We start from the raw sequence: 17575 nt of genomic DNA, 5'->3' as shown, positions 1-17575 counted from the left end.
ACACAAATCAGCGAAACGATGCGCCATGTTAGCCCTTTGTCTAAGGTTGATCACCCAGCAAACTTGGTTAGGTAACTTACCTTTAGATTTTTTTTGCCGTAGAATCATCCGGCCTTGTAAGGCGCCAATAATCCGCTGGAAGCTGTTTTCAAAGCGTCACGAGCACAGTCGTTCCTTCAGAACGGTGTTGGCGCAGGTTCGACCCGGTAGGTCAGAGCCTGCGCCAACCCTCATCAGCTCCGTTCTGCAGGCGTAAAACTTTGAAAGCAGCTTCTGTGAGGAATGCCGGCAGCGCTGGCTTTGCGGCCCAAAAAGCCCCCGAGCGCATGCGTGCCGTTCATTTCTGGATGAGCGTCCCGTGGGACCACTGATGAGGGTAATAACTGTGCTTGAAGCCTACCGCAAACATATCGAAGAGCGCGCAGCACTGGGTATCGTTCCCCAGCCGCTTAACGCCGAACAAACCGCAGGCCTGGTCGAGCTGCTGAAGAATCCTCCGGCTGGCGAAGAAGAATTTCTCGTTGACCTGATCACCAACCGTATTCCACCAGGCGTTGACGAGGCTGCCTACGTCAAGGCCGGCTTCCTGTCCGCCCTGGCCAAGGGCGAAGTCACTTCTCCCCTGATCGACAAGAAACGCGCGGTTGAACTGCTTGGCACCATGCAAGGTGGCTACAACATCGTGACGTTGGTCGAGCTGCTGGACGACGCCGAGCTGGCCCCTGTCGCGGCCGCCCAACTCAAGCACACCCTGCTGATGTTCGATGCGTTCCACGACGTGGCCGAAAAAGCCAAGAACGGCAACGAGCACGCCAAAGGCGTGATCCAGTCCTGGGCTGACGGCGAGTGGTTCCGCAACCGCCCGACCCTGGCCGACAAGATCAGCCTGCGCGTCTTCAAGGTCACCGGCGAAACCAACACCGACGACCTGTCCCCTGCCCCGGACGCCTGGTCCCGCCCTGACATCCCGCTGCACGCCCTGGCCATGCTGAAAATGGCACGCGAAGGCATCGTACCGGACGAGCAAGGCAAAACCGGCCCGATGAAGCAGATCGAAGAGATGCGCGGCCAAGGTTTCCCGATTGCCTACGTCGGCGACGTGGTCGGTACCGGTTCGTCGCGTAAATCGGCAACCAACTCGGTATTGTGGTTCTTCGGCGACGACGTACCGTACGTGCCGAACAAGCGCGCCGGCGGTTTCTGCTTCGGCAGCAAGATCGCCCCAATCTTCTACAACACCATGGAAGATGCTGGCGCACTGCCAATCGAATTCGACGTTACCAACATGAACATGGGCGACGTGATCGACCTGTACCCGCATGCTGGCAAAGTCTGCAAACACGGCACCGACGAAGTCCTGACCACCTTCGAAATGAAGACTCCGGTGCTGTTGGACGAAGTTCGCGCCGGCGGCCGTATCCCGCTGATCATCGGCCGTGGCCTGACCGACAAGGCGCGCGCCGAACTCGGCCTGGGCCCTACCGACCTGTTCAAGCTGCCTGAAGCCCCTGTCGACACTGGCAAAGGCTTCACCCTGGCCCAGAAAATGGTCGGCAAGGCCTGCGGCCTGCCAGAAGGCAAAGGCGTTCGTCCTGGCACCTACTGCGAGCCGAAGATGACCACCGTGGGTTCTCAGGACACCACCGGTCCTATGACCCGTGATGAACTCAAAGACCTGGCGTGCCTGGGCTTCTCGACCGATCTGGTAATGCAGTCGTTCTGCCATACCGCGGCTTACCCCAAGCCGATCGACGTGACCACCCACCACACCCTGCCTGACTTCATCATGACCCGTGGCGGTGTATCGCTGCGTCCAGGCGACGGCATCATCCACAGCTGGCTGAACCGTATGCTGCTGCCGGATACCGTCGGCACCGGTGGTGACTCCCACACCCGTTTCCCGATGGGCATCTCGTTCCCGGCCGGTTCCGGTCTGGTCGCGTTCGCCGCAGCCACTGGCGTAATGCCACTGGACATGCCGGAATCGATCCTGGTGCGCTTCAAAGGCAAAATGAAACCTGGCATCACCCTGCGTGACCTGGTTCATGCCATTCCTTACTACGCGATCCAGGCTGGCCTGCTGACCGTAGAGAAGAAAGGCAAGAAGAACGCCTTCTCCGGCCGCATCCTGGAAATCGAAGGCCTGAACGACCTGACGCTGGAACAAGCCTTTGAGCTGTCCGACGCCTCGGCTGAACGTTCGGCTGCCGGTTGCACCATCAAGCTGTCCAAGGAATCGGTCACCGAGTACCTGAACTCCAACATCACCCTGCTGCGCTGGATGATCGGCGAAGGTTACGGCGATGCACGCACCCTGGAACGTCGCGCCCAAGCGATGGAAGCCTGGGTTGCCAACCCGGAGCTGATGGAAGCCGATGCCGACGCCGAATACGCCGAAATCATCGAGATCGACCTGGCCGAAATCAACGAGCCGATCCTCTGCGCACCCAACGACCCGGACGATGCCCGTCTGTTGTCCAGCGTTGCCGGCGAGAAGATCGACGAAGTGTTCATCGGTTCGTGCATGACCAACATCGGTCACTTCCGCGCTGCCGGTAAACTGCTGGAGCAGGTCAAGGGCCAGCTGCCAACCCGTCTGTGGCTGTCGCCGCCGACCAAGATGGACGCTCACCAACTGACCGAAGAAGGCTACTACGGCATCTACGGCAAAGCCGGCGCACGCATGGAAATGCCGGGCTGCTCGCTGTGCATGGGTAACCAGGCACGTGTAGAGCCGAACTCGACGGTGGTGTCGACTTCGACCCGTAACTTCCCGAACCGTCTGGGTGATGGCGCGAACGTCTACCTGGCCTCGGCTGAGCTGGCGGCAGTTGCCTCCACGCTGGGTCGCCTGCCGACCGTCGAAGAGTACATGGGTTACGCAGCGAAACTGGACACCATGGCCAGTGACGTTTACCGCTACCTGAACTTCGACCAGATCGCCGAGTTCCGCAAGATCGCAGCGAGCGCCAACATCCCGGTGATTCAGGCCTAAGATGTGGTGATTTAAAAAACGCCGCGCATCGCAAGATGCGCGGCGTTTTTTTATGCCTGGAATACGATATTCGTCACACCGAAAAACAACTGTGGGAGCGGGCTTGCCTGCGATAGCAGTCGTTCAGTTAATTTATCTGTATCTGACACACTGCATTCGCGAGCAAGCCCGCACACGTTGACTGCCGGCAGTTTTGAATATGAGGTCGGCTGCAGATTTGCAGGCACTGTAGAGCTCCCACATTGTTTAATCACTTGCACTCACGGCCTGGTGTGCAACGCCAACTGCACCGCGCCATCGACACTCAAGGCACTCAGCAAAACCTGTGGCGCAACGGCTTCAGGCAAGGCTTGCAGTACTTCCAGCGCCGCGTGCCGCACCCGCGCCAGTACCAGCCGCTTGCCCTCCCCATGCACCTGCGCGAAAAACGCCGCCAGCGCCTCGATACTGGTGCCGTCAAGGTCAGGAGACTCTTCCAGGCTCAACACCACCGCATCGACCGGCGACTGACGCATCAAGCGCAACGCCGCGCCCAGGATACGCTCGGCATTGGCGAAGAACAGCGCTTCGCTGGGCCGCACAATCAGCAGCCCAGGCACTTGCACCGCATCGGCATGGTGTTGTCGATCAACAAAGTCATGACTGTCGCCCAAGCGCCCCAGCACTTGAATATCCGCCGACGACATCTGGCGCAACATCAACACCACGCTGATCGCCACCGACACCAGCAAGCCATCCAGCACGCCCAACACCAAGACCGCCGCCACCGCGCACACCACCAGCAAACGGTCACGGCGCCACAGGAAATAACGGCCCAAGGGTTGCAGGCTCAAACCGCGGCCCAGCGCGTAGATGACGATGGCGGCGAGCACCGGCTCCGGTGTTAACGCCACATACGGCAACACCGTCAACACGATCACCAGCACCACCAACGCCGCAACGATGCCCGCCAGGCGCGAACCGGCGCCGGCTGCCTCATTCGCAGAGGTGGCCGAATAGCCTGCGCCGGCGGGCATGCCATGCAACAACCCAGACACCAGGTTCGCCGCGCCCAGCGCCAACAGGTCACGATTGGATGACACCCGGTCGCCATGTTTAAGTGCGAACGAGCTGATAGAGCCATAGGACTCCGCATACAGGATCATGACCAAGGCAAATGCCAACTCGCCCAGGCGCAACCAATCCGCGAACGGCAGCAGCGGAAAATGCCCCAGCTCCAGACGCAGATCAATCATGCCGATCAAGGCCACGCCTTGGGCCTGCAAGCCCAGGTACTGCCCGGCGACGATCCCCAGGACCACCACGAGCAAGCCGCCCGGCAAGCGCGGGATTCGCGCGCACAGCCATAACACTGCCAATGCTGCCGCGGCAACCAGTGCCGCCGGCCAGTTCCAGTGCGGTAATTGCTCCAGCAACTGCGGCAGGAAGCGAATCAGGTTGTTATCAGTCAGGTGTACGCCCACCACACTCGCCAGTTGCTTAAGGATGATGGTCAGCGCCAAGCCGAAGGCAAAACCGCGCAACACCGGCTTGGCGATAAACGACGTCACACCGCCCAACTTGAACAAACCGGCCAACACAAACAGCACGCCCGTGATCAACACCAGCCCGAAGGCCAGGGACAGCCTCAGCGCCGGATCATCTCCGGCCAGGCTGGCGGTTGCAGCCGCCAATACCGCCGCCGAAGAAGACGTGGCCGAAACAATTGCAAATCGGCTGGTGCCCAACAGGCCGTAGCACACAAGCCCGGCAAACAAAGCGATAACACCCGCCTGCGGCGGCAACGCAGCGATGCTGGAATACGCCACAGCCTCCGGTAGCAGTAAACCGGCGATGGATAACCCCGCAAGGATGTCCTGAGTACGATTGGGTGGTACGGCAACGGGCGTAGCGGTTTCAGTTTTCAATCGGCCCAACCCATCCAGGCAAATACCCGTGTTTATCGAGGGCGGCGGCGCGCTCCTTGCGCTTGAGTTTGGTCCTGGCGTCGCGCTTGGCAGCGACTTCAGCCATGCCGACCGTCAATTGTGCCGGGTGCAGTTTTTCCAGTGTGCCTGTGACCAGTTGCGGGCGGGGCCGAGCCATGGGTATCTCCAAAGGGAACCAACACGTCGACAGCTTAGCCCTCATTGCCATCGGGATTTTTTTCGGACACAAAAAAAGCCGACTCACGCAGTGCGCGAATCGGCTTTGCTACCTGCTGCCGGTTATCAGGACAGCAGCGAATACACCAGCGCAGTAATCGCGACCAGGCCTACAGCGGTGACAAACACATTCGACGCCTGCCCACGGTACTTGGCCATGGCCGGCACCTTGCGGATCGCGTACATCGGCATCAGGAACAGGATCGACGCGATGATCGGGCCACCGAGGGTTTCAATCATGCCGAGAATGCTCGGGTTGAGTGTGGCGACCAGCCAGCACACCACCAGCATGAACGCGGCGGTCATGCGGTCCAGGGACTTGGCAGCCGGACGACGCCCGGTTTTCAACACCAGCCCCTTGAGGCCTTCACTGGCGCCGATGTAGTGGCCCAGGAACGACTTGGCAATCGCCACGAATGCAATCAACGGTGCAGCGAAGGCGATGGTCGGGTTGTCGAAGTGGTTGGCCAGGTACGACAGGATCGACAGGTTCTGCGCTTTCGCTTCGGCCAGTTGTGCCGGCGACAGGGTCAGCACGCAGCTGAACACGAAGAACAGCACCATTACCACCATCAACAGGTGCGCGCGGCACAGGATCTGCGAGCTGCGTTCATCGGCATTGGCGCCGTACTGGCGTTTCTGGTCGACCGCGAACGCCGAGATGATCGGCGAATGGTTGAACGAGAACACCATCACCGGAATCGCCAGCCACAAGGTATTGAGCAGCGCGGACGGCGCCGGCACTTCGCTGGCAGTGCTGAGGATGCCGCCGGTCCAGTGTGGGACCAGGTACACCGCCAGGAACAGCAAGGCAACGATAAACGGATACACCATCAGGCTCATGGCCTTGACGATCACTTGCTCGCCGCAACGCACCACGGCCAGCAAGCCGAGGATCAACACAAAGGCCAGGATCGCGCGTGGCGGCGGCATGATGTGCAGTTGGTGTTCCATGAAACTGCTGACGGTGTTGGTCAGGGCCACGCTGTAGATCAGCAGGATCGGGAAGATGGCGAAGAAGTACAGCAAGGTGATCAGCGCACCGGCCTTGAGGCCGAAATGCTCTTCAACGACGTCGGTGATGTCGGAGCCGGCACGGCCGGACAGCACGAAACGCGTCAGGCCACGGTGAGCGAAAAACGTCATCGGGAACGCCAGCAATGCCAGGATCACCAGGGGCCAGAAGCCGCCCAGGGCCGGCGTTGATCGGCAAAAACAAAGTACCGGCGCCAATGGCGGTGCCGAACAGGCCGAGCATCCAGGTGGTGTCCTGGCGGCTCCAGCTTGTGAGGGTTGCAGGTGTCGTTGCATAGCGTTCGTCGACGCTATTGGCCTGATCATTCATCCGGTCGGATCTCCGCATTTACACGGCCGGGGCGAGTCAGAAAAACCTGACAGGCAGCGCCTCGACCATAGAAGGGGCCGGATTGTCCGGGATTCTCTCGAATAAGCAAAGACTTAGCTGAGGAATGGTTGAGCGGCGCAGCCGTTCAAGGAGGGTGGCGGACGGCAGCTTTCGTGGGCTGCGAGAGGTTATGGCGTTGCTAAAAATCCGTTAAAAGAAGCAACTTTCAAGAAGCATCCGACATTTAAACCAGACACAACCTACATCTAAATAATATTTCCACTGGAATAGACCATTAACTATTACAAGACCATACATAACTATTGAGCCGCCGCCAGAGCACACACTAAGATCGCCGCGTCCCTCGAACAAACATCATGCCGCGCTCTTAACCAGCAGCCTCAGGAATTCAAGAATGAAAACACTCAGTATTGTATTAACTGGTCTGTGTCTTATCGGCCTATTTAAATCCAGTGAAAGTTACGCAACGCCAACCGCGCCTGAACGGGATATCCAGGCGCTGGCCTCTTCCCCGCAATGGTTGACCACCAAAGTCTATATCGAGGGTGCCCCGGATAAGGACGTCAAGGCCAACTACCCCGGTGTGGTGGGCATTTCAATGTGGGACCCACAGCGCAACCGTTATGAGTTCTTCTATGCCGACACCGGGCTTTCAAAATACGCCGATGGCGGTGGCGGCTACTTCCTCGTCACAGGCGACAAAAATACCCATATTCTGGTGCCCGATGTGGGACCGGTCAAAACCGTGGTCAGGCGACTGGAAAAACTGGATAAGAACGAGTTCACCTACTCGCGCGAAGTACCTCGCGACATGATTGCCAACAACCCTCCTGTTCGAATCTATGTCGTCCATGCGCCTTATATCGGCCCGATAAAAACTGCGCTGTCGAACTAGTCAGCCCTCACGCCTGATGCTACGCCGCTTAAATTCATAGCCTGCAAGGTGCCCAAGATGAAGCCATGTAACGCCCTCACATCTCTGTTAATACCTATGCTGTTGACTGTTGCTCTGTTGCCCGCAGCAGCCACTGCCAACACCGCCGCTCCCCCCAGCGTAAGCACTGTGGCGGCCACCGCTGATAACGCCGTCATGTTAACGGTGTTTCTCAAGCATGATCAGTCTCGGCCCTTGAGTGAGTTGAAGGCACAATTGGCCAAGCAGCAGTTTCACAAAGTATTCCCGCCTGCCGGTGTAGAAGTGGTGAGTTGGAATATAACCATGGGCATCGGGCAGGTTATCGTCCTGCGCCTGCCGGCGTCGCGCCTGGCAGAAGTGAACCTGGCGATCGAAAACACCGCCTGGGGTGCCTACAAAACGCAATTCTTCCCTACCTACGACTTCATGCCCATTGCCCAAGCAGAGCAAACCAAGGCACGGCAGGCACAAACGAGCCAGTAATAGCGCTCCAGGGCTGGCGCTTCAAACATCGCGGCAGCCCTTGGAGAATAGATTCCACAAAAAATCTATTTTAGTATCCCATCCATTCCTGTACTTTTCAGGCACTGCCCGCCTTTATCCTGAGTGCCCAGCCATGCCGCGCGTCTCCCGCAAACAAGCAGAACTCAACCGCGAAATCATTGTGGAGGCTGCCACGCATCTGTTTCGTGAGCGCGGTTTACACGGCATCAGCCTGTCGGACGTAATGGCCGCAGCCGGCCTGACTCACGGCGGTTTCTATGGGCACTTCGCGTCCAAGGAGGCATTGGCGACGGAGGCGTGCCAAAAGGCATTCGAACAATCGAACCTGGGCTGGCAGGAAAAAATCAACCGCAGTGATGATGTGCGCGCCGCCCGTGACGCCATCCTGCGTCCGTATTTTTCCACCCGCCACCGTGACAACCCTGGCGACGGCTGCCCCATCTCGGCCTTCACCCCGGACATGTGCCATGAGCCCGCTGACACCGCGTTGCAACGTACCTTTATTGAGGGTGTTGAACAGTCACTGGAGGTTTTTGCGCAGCTTCAGGATGAAGACCGCGAGGCGATGCTCGCCAAGTACGCAATGATGATTGGCGCGCTCACCCTCGCCCGTGCGACACGCGGCAGCAGTTTGTCAGATGAATTCCTTGAGGCTGCAAGAAACACCCTGCTGCAAGAGCAGAACTCGGACAGCGCCGTTGACAGCCACGTGCCCTCCCCAGCATGATCAGGCCATGAACTTAATTCAGCCCTGCCTCACCCGCACCACCACCACGACCGCTTATGGCGGGTCGTGCGGTTGCTGTGGGTGCCAGAGCTAAAGACACCCAGCAACAACCCAAGGCCCCGCCAGTAATGGACGGGGCCTTTTTATTGCCCCGCCCGCTGGCCACTGCAAGGAGCAAGACCATGGCAAACGCCCTGTTGATCATTGATATGCAAACCGGTTTATACGACGGGCCGGAACACCCCTTCGAGCGCGAGCGCGTGCTGGGCACCATCAACCAGCTTATCCAGCGCGCCCGCAACGCCGGCGCCCCCATCTTCGTCGCCCGCCACACCGGCCCTGCGGGGTCGCCGATTGCCGCTGGCAGCCCGCTCTGGCAGCTGTGGCACGGCCTCGATGTGGACGCAGCGCGTGACCACCTGTTCAATAAAACCCGCCCCAGTTGCTTCCTGGGCACTGAGCTGGCGCACCAACTGGCGGCAGCGCAGGTTGACGAACTGGTGGTGGTCGGCATGAAAACCCAGTTTTGCATCGACACCACGTGCCGAGTAGCAGTGGAGCTTGGGTTTTCGGTGGTGCTGCCCGAGGACGGCCATACCTGCATGGACACCCCGACCTTGTCGGCCCAAACGATCATCGAGCATCACAATGCGACCTTGGCGGGAGCATTTGTGAAGCGGGTGAAAGCGCTGGATATTGAGTTCTAGCGCCACCTGTGCGGGATTTTTCTGATTGAGCAAATCGCTCCGTCTTACAAATCCCGCATACTCCTCCTATCAAACCCTTCAGGAAGAGCCTTCCGATGCCCACCACTGTTCTGGTCCTGGTTGAAACCATCAACGAATACCTGCAAATCATCGAGAGCAATGACTTTCATGTGATTCTGGCGCCGACGCCAGCCGAGCGCGCCCAAGCGATCAAGGCCCACGGCGCGCAGATCAAGGCGGTACTCACCCGTGGCCCGTTGGGGCTGTATGCCGAAGAAATCGCGGCGCTGCCGTTGCTGGAGATTATCTGCGTGATCGGCGCAGGTTATGAGCACGTGGATCTGCAAGCGGCAAGCAATCGCGGGATCGTGGTCACCAACGGTGCCGGCGTGAACGCGCCGTCAGTGGCTGACCACGCCATGGCCTTGCTGTTGGCGCTGGTGCGCGGCATTCCCCAGACTGACGCGGCGGTGCGGCGCAGCGAATGGCCGAAAGTGATGCGCCCGTCCCTGGGCGGCAAGCAATTGGGCATTCTCGGCCTCGGCGCAGTGGGCATGGAGATTGCCAAGCGTGCCGCCCTCGGTTTTGGCATGGAAGTGAGTTACCACAACCGCCAGCCCCGCGATGATGTGGACTACACCTACTGCGCAACCGCCGTGGAGCTGGCGCGCACCTCGGACTTCCTGATCCTGGCCACGCCGGGCGGGGCCAGCACCCGCCACTTGATTGATCGCCACGCCCTGGACGCGTTGGGGCCGAACGGTTACCTGGTGAACATCGGACGTGGCAGCGTGGTGGCGACCGCCGACCTGGTGGCTGCGCTGGAACAACGCCGTATCGGCGGCGCCGCATTGGATGTGTTCGACGATGAACCGAAAGTGCCCGACGCCCTCAAGCGCCTGAGCAATACCGTGCTCACCTCCCATGTCGCTGGCCTGTCGCCGGAAGCGGCCCACGACACCGTGCAACGCGTGGCCGATAACCTGGTGGAATACTTCGCCGGCCGCCCGGTGCTGACACCGGTTACCCTGCCGCCGCGCAACTAGTAGCGATTAGCCAGCGCCGGCGCAAAACCTGACTACACTGCTTGCGGGTAAGCTCAGGACGTCGGTGCAGGACCGGCGAAGGAACGCACAATGATTGGCCATGGATTCGGCCCGGCCCGCCAGCGCGGCGCCATCGGCCTGATAGGCGCGTTAACCCTCGGTATTGCGCTGCTGTTTCTGCTGCTGGTGGTCGACAGCGGTCGCCTGTACCTGGAGAAGCGCAAATTGCAGCGTGTGGCCGACACCGCAGCGCTGGAGGCGGTAAGCCGCAGCGGCACATGCGCGGCGCCTGCCCACAACGCTGCGCAGTTTGCAACTGAAAGCGCGGCGCGCAACAACTTCAACCTCGACGACAATCGCACGCTGGCCACCGCCTGCGGCACCCTGGCCACTGGCGCAGATTTTATGCGCACGTTCAGCGCCGACCCGAGCAAAACCGAGGCTATCCGGGTGGTTGCCACCCATCGCGTGCACACCAGCCTTGCCCATGGCGTGCTCACCCTGTTCTCGGGCCAGCCCGTCAACCTGACAACGCTGCTGAGCGCCACCGCCGTCGCCGCCGCGCCAACCCCCACGGTTGCCCAGCTCACGGTTCGCAGCACCTTATTGACCGTAGACAGCACCCAGTCTGTCGCCCTTAACGCCTTGATCGGTGGACTGCTGGGCGGCAAGTTGCAGTTGGACGCAGTGGGCTGGAATGGCCTGCTCAATACCGATATCAGCTTGCTCAAGTACCTGGATGCGCTGGCCATCGAATTGAAAGTCAGCGCCGGCAACTACGACCAGTTGCTCAAGACCGACGCCACCGTCGGCCAACTGATCCAGGCGGCCATTGATGTGCTCAAGCTGGGTGGTGATGCGGTCAACGTGGTGATCAACAACCTGGAAGCCATCAAGCTGATTGCACCGGGCACGCAGATCCTGCACCTGGGCGACCTGATCAATATCCAGAATGGCACCGACAAAACTGCATTGGATGTGAACCTGCAACTGTTCAACCTGATCCAGGGTTTTGTGCAACTGTCGAACAAAGCCAGCGCGGTTGCCGTGGAGTTGCCGGTCAATGTGCTGGGCCTGCTCGGCGTGACCGTGTCGACCAAAGTGATCGAGCCCGGGCAGGTTTCCAGCATCGGCAACCCCAAAGATATCGCCAGGCAGCCCATCTATGTGCGCACCGCCCAAGTGCGCACCTTGATCTCGGTAAAATTGCCGATCGTCACCCTGGTCAACAACCTGCTGGGTGGCGTGGTGCAAGCGCTCAGTGACCTGCTCGGCGGCCTGTTTGGCTTGCTCGATCCCAATTGCTGCCTGGTTGCCAGCCTGGAAATCGGCGACACCCTCGACATCGCCCTCGAAGCCGCCGGCGGCAGCGCCAGGGTCACCGGCTACAGTTGCGACAGCGGTAAAAAGTCGTTGTCGGTACTCGGCGAAACCTCGGCATTGCGCGCGATGATTGGCCAGGTGGACCCCAAGAACCTGTACTCATCCACCGAGACACTCAAGGTAGACGAGTACCCGCTGGTGGATATCGGCACTAAAACCTGCAAGCGCGGCACCGCCGTGTGCGGCAACAGGCAGGCCTTTGCGGCGGGCGGCCTGGGCATCCGAGTCGACAGCGACGTATTGAAAACCGCGCGTGCGCACACCTACACCGACCCGCCCGCGATCAACCAGCAACCGCTCTATTACGCATTCGCCAGTTCGAACGCGGTCAGCAGCCTCAAGGAAACACTCACCGGCATACACCTGATCAACCACCCGCCCAAAATGGCCAGCCTGTTGGGCGCCGTGCTGGGCCTGGTCACGGGCGTGGTCAACGGTTTGCTCACCACCCTGGGCGGTTTGATTGCCGGGCTGCTCGGTCCGCTGCTCGACCCCATCGTCAACAACCTGCTCGCCGGCCTGGGCATCGACCTGGCAAAAGTCGAAATCGGTGCCAACCTGTCGTGCAACCCCGGTGGCCGGGCGATGCTGGTGATCTGAGCACATCAGGCCCGCTGATCATCGTCCAACACGCTAACCTATTAAGCCGCCCCGACCTTGTCGCTGGGCGGCGGTGCGCATTAGATTAGCCAATAGTCCAAGGCCTTTAGAATAAGCAGAAGGGATAAGCATGGCGCTTAACGACCAATCGACCCAGATTCGCCCCGGCGAAGAACTTGATGCCAGCCTCATCGATCCCTACCTCAAGGCGCATATTCCGGGCCTTGCCGGCACGGTCAAGATCAGCCAGTTCCCCGGTGGCGCGTCGAACCTGACGTACCTGCTGGAATACCCCGGCCAGGAGTTCGTGCTGCGCCGCCCGCCGTTTGGCCACAAAGCCAAATCCGCCCACGACATGGGCCGCGAATACCGCATTCTCAATCAGCTCAAGGACGGCTTCCCGTATTGCCCCAAAGCCTATGTGCACTGCCTTGATGAGTCGGTGATCGGCGCCGAGTTCTACGTGATGGAGCGCGTCAACGGCATCATCCTGCGCTCGGACCTGCCCGCCGAACTGGGCCTGGACGCGGCCAAGACCGAGGCACTGTGCAAAAGCTTTATCGATAAGTTCGTCGAACTGCACCAAGTGGATTACGCCGCCTGTGGCCTGGCCGACCTGGGCAAACCCGAAGGGTATGTTGAGCGCCAGATTCGTGGCTGGAGCGACCGCTACGAAAAAGCCCTGACGCCCGACGCACCCAGCTGGGAAACCGTGCGCGCCTGGCTCAACGACAAGATGCCGGCCGACCACCCGACCTCCAGCATCGTGCACAACGACTACCGCTTCGACAACGTGATCCTCGACCCGCACAACCCGATGCAGATCATCGGCGTACTGGACTGGGAACTCACCACGTTGGGCGACCCACTGATGGACTTGGGCAACACCCTCGCCTACTGGATCGAAGCCGCTGACCCTGCGCCCGTGCAACTGATGCGCCGCCAGCGCCAGTAACGCGCCGGGCATGCTCACGCGCCGCCAATTCGTCGACTATTACGCCGAGCGCTCCGGCATCCAGATCGACAATTTCGACTTCTACTACACCTACGGCCTGTTCCGTTTGGCCGGCATTGTGCAGCAGATCTACTACCGTTTTTTCCACGGCCAGACCCAGGACAAACGCTTTGCGCAGTTCATCCATATGAACAAGCTGCTGGAGCAAATGAGCCTGAATGTCATCGCTAAATCAGCCCTCTGACTACAAGAGCAAGGAACCCAGCATGTCCAAGACCCACCTGTTCGACCTCGACGGCAAAATCGCATTTGTTTCCGGCGCCAGCCGTGGCATCGGTGAAGCCATCGCCAAGCTGTTGGCCCAGCAAGGTGCGCATGTGATCGTCTCCAGCCGCAAGCTCGAAGGCTGCCAGCACGTGGCCGATGCGATCATCGCCGCCGGCGGCAAAGCCACCGCCGTGGCCTGCCATATTGGTGAAATGGAGCAGATTACCCAGGTGTTCGCCGGTATCCGTGAGCAGTTCGGTCGCCTGGATATCCTGGTCAACAATGCCGCAACCAATCCGCAGTTCTGCAACGTACTGGACACCGACCTGGGTGCGTTTCAGAAGACCGTTGACGTGAACATTCGCGGCTACTTCTTCATGTCGGTGGAAGCCGGCAAGCTGATGCGCGACAACGGCGGCGGCAGCATCATCAACGTAGCCTCGATCAACGGCATCTCCCCGGGCGTGTTCCAGGGCATCTACTCGGTAACCAAGGCCGCCGTGATCAACATGACCAAGGTGTTTGCCAAGGAGTGCGCGGCGTTCGGCATCCGTTGCAATGCGCTGCTGCCGGGCCTGACCGACACCAAGTTCGCCTCGGCGCTGGTCAAGAACGACTCGATCCTGAAGATGGCCCTGGCGCAGATCCCGCTCAAGCGCGTGGCCGACCCAAGCGAGATGGCCGGTGCGGTGCTGTTCCTGGCCAGCGATGCGTCCAGCTACACCACCGGTGTGTCGCTGAATGTGGACGGTGGTTTCCTGTCCTGACCAGACCTTCCAGGCCCCGCGAACACCCTGTGGGAGCAAGCTTACTGTGGCGAGCAAGCTTGCTTGCGCCGGGGTGCGAAGCACCCCCAAAAATCGGGAGACTGCTGCACAGTCCGACGGGAGCAAGCTCCCTCGCCACACACTTAGGGGCGCTTGAACTGTTGGCGTAGCGCCTCTATGCGCGGTCGGCACACACAGCCTTCCAAGTGATCATTGACCATGCCCATCGCCTGCATCAGCGCGTACATCGTGGTGGGGCCAACAAAGGTCCAGCCGCGTTTCTTCAAGGCTTTGGACAAGCGCACCGATGCCGGTGACGTCGGGTTGCCGGTCCAGTAAGCCATGTCTACCACCGCCGGGCGTTCCTCTGGCATAGGTTCAAATGCCCACAACCAGCGCGCCAGCGAACCGGTGTCGTCCACCAGCTCACAGGCCCGGCGCGCGTTGTTGATGGTCGAGACGATCTTCGCGCGGTTGCGCACGATGCCTGGGTCGTTCATCAGCCGCTCGATATCGGCCTCGCCGTATTGCGCAACGCGGCGAAAATCAAACCCGTCGAACGCCGACCGAAACTGCTCGCGCTTGCGCAAAATGGTGATCCACGCCATGCCCGCCTGAAAACCTTCCAGGCAAATTTTCTCGTACAGCTGGGTATCGTCTGCCACCGGCACGCCCCACTCGTGGTCGTGGTAACGCGGATATTCAGGTGCGGCAGTGCGCCAGGTGCAGTGCGTCTGGCCTGCTGCGTCGGTGGTCAGCCCGGGTCTGTCCATGTGTCACCTCGCCAATCAAGGCGCGGATGATAAGCGAAAAAAATTATTACCTGCCAACCGCTCAAGCATCACCCTTACCGACCAACTGGTCAGACCGGGACCTGGCAACCGCCGAATATTTACTTGTGATTTGAAAAAAACCCGGCGTAGACTGGCCGCGCACTGGACATACCGGTAAGACCACAACAATTAAGCCCTGGAACCACCAGGGCACCGAATAGAGATCCCTCCCATGCTCAGATGGTGCTCGCGTTCGATTTTCCTGCAAGTCGTGATTGGCCTGATGTTAGGCGTTATTTGCGGCCTGGCCCTTCCCGAATTCTCCTCGCAACTCAAACCCCTGGGTGACGGCTTTATCAAGCTGATCAAAATGCTGATCGGCCTGATCGTATTCTGCGTGGTGGTCAGCGGTATTTCCGGTGCCGGCGACCTGAAGAAGGTCGGGCGCATTGGCTTGAAGTCAGTGATCTACTTCGAAGTGCTGACCACCGTCGCCCTGGTGATCGGCCTGATCATGGCGTTCAGCACCGGTATCGGCCAAGGCGCCAATATTCACTTGGAGCAACTGTCGTCCGCCGGTCTCAATGAGCTGGCCGACAAGGGCCAGCACATTCGCGGCACCAGCCAGTTCCTGATGGACCTGATCCCCAACTCGGTGATCGGCGCCTTTGCCGACAACAACGTGCTGCAAGTGCTGCTGTTTTCGGTGCTGTTCGGCAGCGCGCTGAACCTGGTGGGCGAAGCCGCTTCCGGCATCTCGCGGCTGATCAACGAACTTAGCCATGTGATCTTTCGCATCATGGGCATGATCGTGCGCCTGGCGCCCATCGGTGTATTCGGCGCCATTGCCTTCACCACCAGCACCTACGGCCTGGATTCACTGCAACACCTGGGCAGCCTGGTGGGTTTGTTCTACCTGACCTGCTTTGCCTTTGTCGGGCTGGTGCTGGGCCTGGTGATGCGTTTGTCTGGCCTGCGCATGCTGCCGCTGCTCAAGTACCTGCGCGAAGAGCTGCTGATCGTGATGGGCACTGCCTCCTCCGACGCGGTATTGCCGCAGATCATGCGTAAACTCGAGCACTTGGGCATTGGCAGCTCCACCGTCGGCCTGGTGATTCCGACCGGTTACTCGTTCAACCTCGACGGTTTCTCGATCTACCTGACCCTGGCCATTGTGTTTATCGCCAATGCCACCGGCACGCCGCTGTCAATGACTGATTTGCTGACCATCCTGCTGGTGTCGTTGATCACCTCCAAAGGTGCCCACGGCATTCCGGGCTCGGCGCTGGTGATTTTGGCGGCCACGCTGACCGCGATCCCGGCGATTCCGGTGGTGGGCCTGGTGCTGGTGCTGGCGGTGGACTGGTTCATGGGCATCGGCCGCGCGCTGACTAACCTGATCGGCAACTGCGTGGCCACCGTGGCCATCGCCCGTTGGGAAAAAGACATTGATATCCAGCGCGCCAACAAGGTGCTCGACGGCGAGCAAGGGTATGCCTTCCAGGCCAAGAAGCCGGTGCTGCCGGCGCATCAGGAGTTTTAACCCAGTCAATGAGCGACATAAATCAAATGTGGGAGCGGGCTTGCTCGCGAAAGCGGCGGGTCAGTTGATAAATCCATTGGCTGACACTGCGCATTCGCGAGCAAGCCCGCTCCCACATGTTGATCATCGCTAATTTGACCATCGTATTGGCAACATCCAAGGAGACGTAGACGTGATCAGCACTTCAACCGTCGTCAATTCAGTCGTAGAAAAACTGCGCGCCGCACTCAAGCGGGGCCAGTGGCGCCAGGGCGACATGCTCCCCGGCCAGCGTGAACTGGCCGAGCAGATGGGCATCAGCCGCCCGAGCCTGCGCGAAGCCGTGATCGTGCTGGAAACCCTCGGCCTGGTGCGCTCGATGCCCGGCAAAGGCGTGGTCGTGCTGGAAACCAGCGTCAGCGAACCACAGTCCAGCGACGCTGTGGCCGACGCCAGCCTCGAAGATATCCTGCAACTGCGCTACACCCTCGAACCCTTTATTGTCGGCCTGGTGGCCCAGTCCATCAGCAGCAAGGAAGTCGGCCAGCTGCGCCTGACCTTGATGGACATGCGCGAAGCCCTGGATGCCGGCGACGCCGAAGCGGGTATGAACGCTTACATCGGCTTTCACGAAGAGCTGTTCGCGCTGACCTCCAACCCGATCTTCCAGAACGTGGTGCAGCAGACCAGCAACGCCCTCAAGCAAAGCGCCCAGGTACTGCGCAATTCGCCCGAGCACTTGGCCGAACGCCTGCAGGAGAACGACGCCGTGGTGCGCGCGATCCGCAACAAGAACAGCGCCCTGGCCAGCGCCGAAATGCGCCGGCACATCCTCCAGGAAGGCCTGCGCATGGGCATTCGTTTGAATATCCCGGACGACCATCTGGGCAGCTGATTATTTGG

General features: G+C 60.0%; 13 protein-coding genes and 2 pseudogenes. 11 read left to right on the top strand and 4 right to left on the bottom strand.

The features are described 5' to 3' along the window. Positions 1-385 precede the first annotated feature (385 nt). Positions 386-2995, top strand: a complete 2610-nt coding sequence (gene acnB, locus QF043_RS11710) for a bifunctional aconitate hydratase 2/2-methylisocitrate dehydratase (protein ID WP_069786358.1) — start codon at positions 386-388, stop codon at positions 2993-2995. Positions 2996-3255: 260 nt separating this feature from the next. Here acnB and QF043_RS11705 read toward each other — a convergent pair whose 3' ends face one another. The 3 genes and pseudogenes from QF043_RS11705 to QF043_RS11695 all read right to left on the bottom strand — a co-directional run bounded on the left by QF043_RS11705 (position 3256) and on the right by QF043_RS11695 (position 6484). Further along, positions 3256-4902, bottom strand: a complete 1647-nt coding sequence (locus tag QF043_RS11705; RefSeq protein ID WP_307418590.1) for a SulP family inorganic anion transporter — start codon at positions 4900-4902, stop codon at positions 3256-3258. Continuing rightward, positions 4892-5080: a ParB-like protein gene (locus tag QF043_RS11700; protein ID WP_307418589.1), complete on the bottom strand. Its 189-nt coding sequence runs from the start codon at positions 5078-5080 to the stop codon at positions 4892-4894. The genes QF043_RS11705 and QF043_RS11700 overlap by 11 nt, the downstream gene beginning before the upstream one ends. Before the next feature lie 125 nt (positions 5081-5205). Further along, positions 5206-6484 (bottom strand): annotated as a pseudogene (locus tag QF043_RS11695) (serine/threonine transporter). Between the two features lie 415 nt (positions 6485-6899). On the opposite strand from QF043_RS11695, the gene QF043_RS11690 reads away from it, so the two are divergent. The 8 genes and pseudogenes from QF043_RS11690 (at position 6900) to QF043_RS11655 (ending at position 14377) form a co-directional block, all read left to right on the top strand. Beyond that, positions 6900-7400, top strand: a complete 501-nt coding sequence (locus QF043_RS11690) for a DUF4822 domain-containing protein (protein ID WP_307418588.1) — start codon at positions 6900-6902, stop codon at positions 7398-7400. 57 nt (positions 7401-7457) lie between these two features. Beyond that, positions 7458-7904: a hypothetical protein gene (locus QF043_RS11685; protein WP_307421364.1), complete on the top strand. Its 447-nt coding sequence runs from the start codon at positions 7458-7460 to the stop codon at positions 7902-7904. A gap of 133 nt (positions 7905-8037) precedes the next feature. After that, positions 8038-8652 (top strand): TetR/AcrR family transcriptional regulator, encoded by a 615-nt coding sequence (locus QF043_RS11680; protein ID WP_307418587.1) that lies wholly within the window; start codon positions 8038-8040, stop codon positions 8650-8652. A gap of 182 nt (positions 8653-8834) precedes the next feature. Then, the gene (locus QF043_RS11675) at positions 8835-9359 is read left to right on the top strand and encodes a cysteine hydrolase family protein (protein WP_307418586.1); all 525 of its coding nucleotides are present in this window, start codon (positions 8835-8837) and stop codon (positions 9357-9359) included. 95 nt (positions 9360-9454) lie between these two features. Then, positions 9455-10405, top strand: coding sequence for a 2-hydroxyacid dehydrogenase (locus QF043_RS11670; protein WP_307418585.1), 951 nt, complete (start codon positions 9455-9457; stop codon positions 10403-10405). A 90-nt stretch (positions 10406-10495) separates the two neighbouring features. Continuing rightward, positions 10496-12388 carry a pilus assembly protein TadG-related protein gene (locus QF043_RS11665; RefSeq protein WP_307418584.1) on the top strand — a complete coding sequence of 631 codons (1893 nt, stop codon included), beginning with the start codon at positions 10496-10498 and terminating at the stop codon, positions 12386-12388. A gap of 130 nt (positions 12389-12518) precedes the next feature. Beyond that, positions 12519-13587 (top strand): annotated as a pseudogene (locus QF043_RS11660) (phosphotransferase family protein). Positions 13588-13609: 22 nt separating this feature from the next. Further along, positions 13610-14377, top strand: coding sequence for an SDR family oxidoreductase (locus QF043_RS11655; RefSeq protein ID WP_056860254.1), 768 nt, complete (start codon positions 13610-13612; stop codon positions 14375-14377). 143 nt (positions 14378-14520) lie between these two features. Here QF043_RS11655 and QF043_RS11650 read toward each other — a convergent pair whose 3' ends face one another. Continuing rightward, on the bottom strand, positions 14521-15150 hold the full coding sequence (locus tag QF043_RS11650) for a DNA-3-methyladenine glycosylase I (RefSeq protein ID WP_307418583.1): 630 nt from the start codon (positions 15148-15150) through the stop codon (positions 14521-14523). A 217-nt stretch (positions 15151-15367) separates the two neighbouring features. Between QF043_RS11650 and QF043_RS11645 the strand changes: the two genes are divergently transcribed. Together QF043_RS11645 and QF043_RS11640 are read left to right on the top strand one after the other, a co-directional pair. Next, the gene (locus tag QF043_RS11645) at positions 15368-16693 is read left to right on the top strand and encodes a C4-dicarboxylate transporter DctA (RefSeq protein ID WP_169986452.1); all 1326 of its coding nucleotides are present in this window, start codon (positions 15368-15370) and stop codon (positions 16691-16693) included. A 172-nt stretch (positions 16694-16865) separates the two neighbouring features. Further along, on the top strand, positions 16866-17567 hold the full coding sequence (locus QF043_RS11640) for a FadR/GntR family transcriptional regulator (RefSeq protein ID WP_017136644.1): 702 nt from the start codon (positions 16866-16868) through the stop codon (positions 17565-17567). The last annotated feature ends 8 nt before the right edge of the window (positions 17568-17575 follow it).

It is taken from the genome of Pseudomonas sp. W3I7, assembly GCF_030816095.1.
In the GTDB taxonomy this organism is placed as follows: Bacteria; Pseudomonadota; Gammaproteobacteria; order Pseudomonadales; family Pseudomonadaceae; genus Aquipseudomonas; species Aquipseudomonas salomonii.
This window is presented reverse-complemented; position numbering and strand designations above follow the sequence as displayed.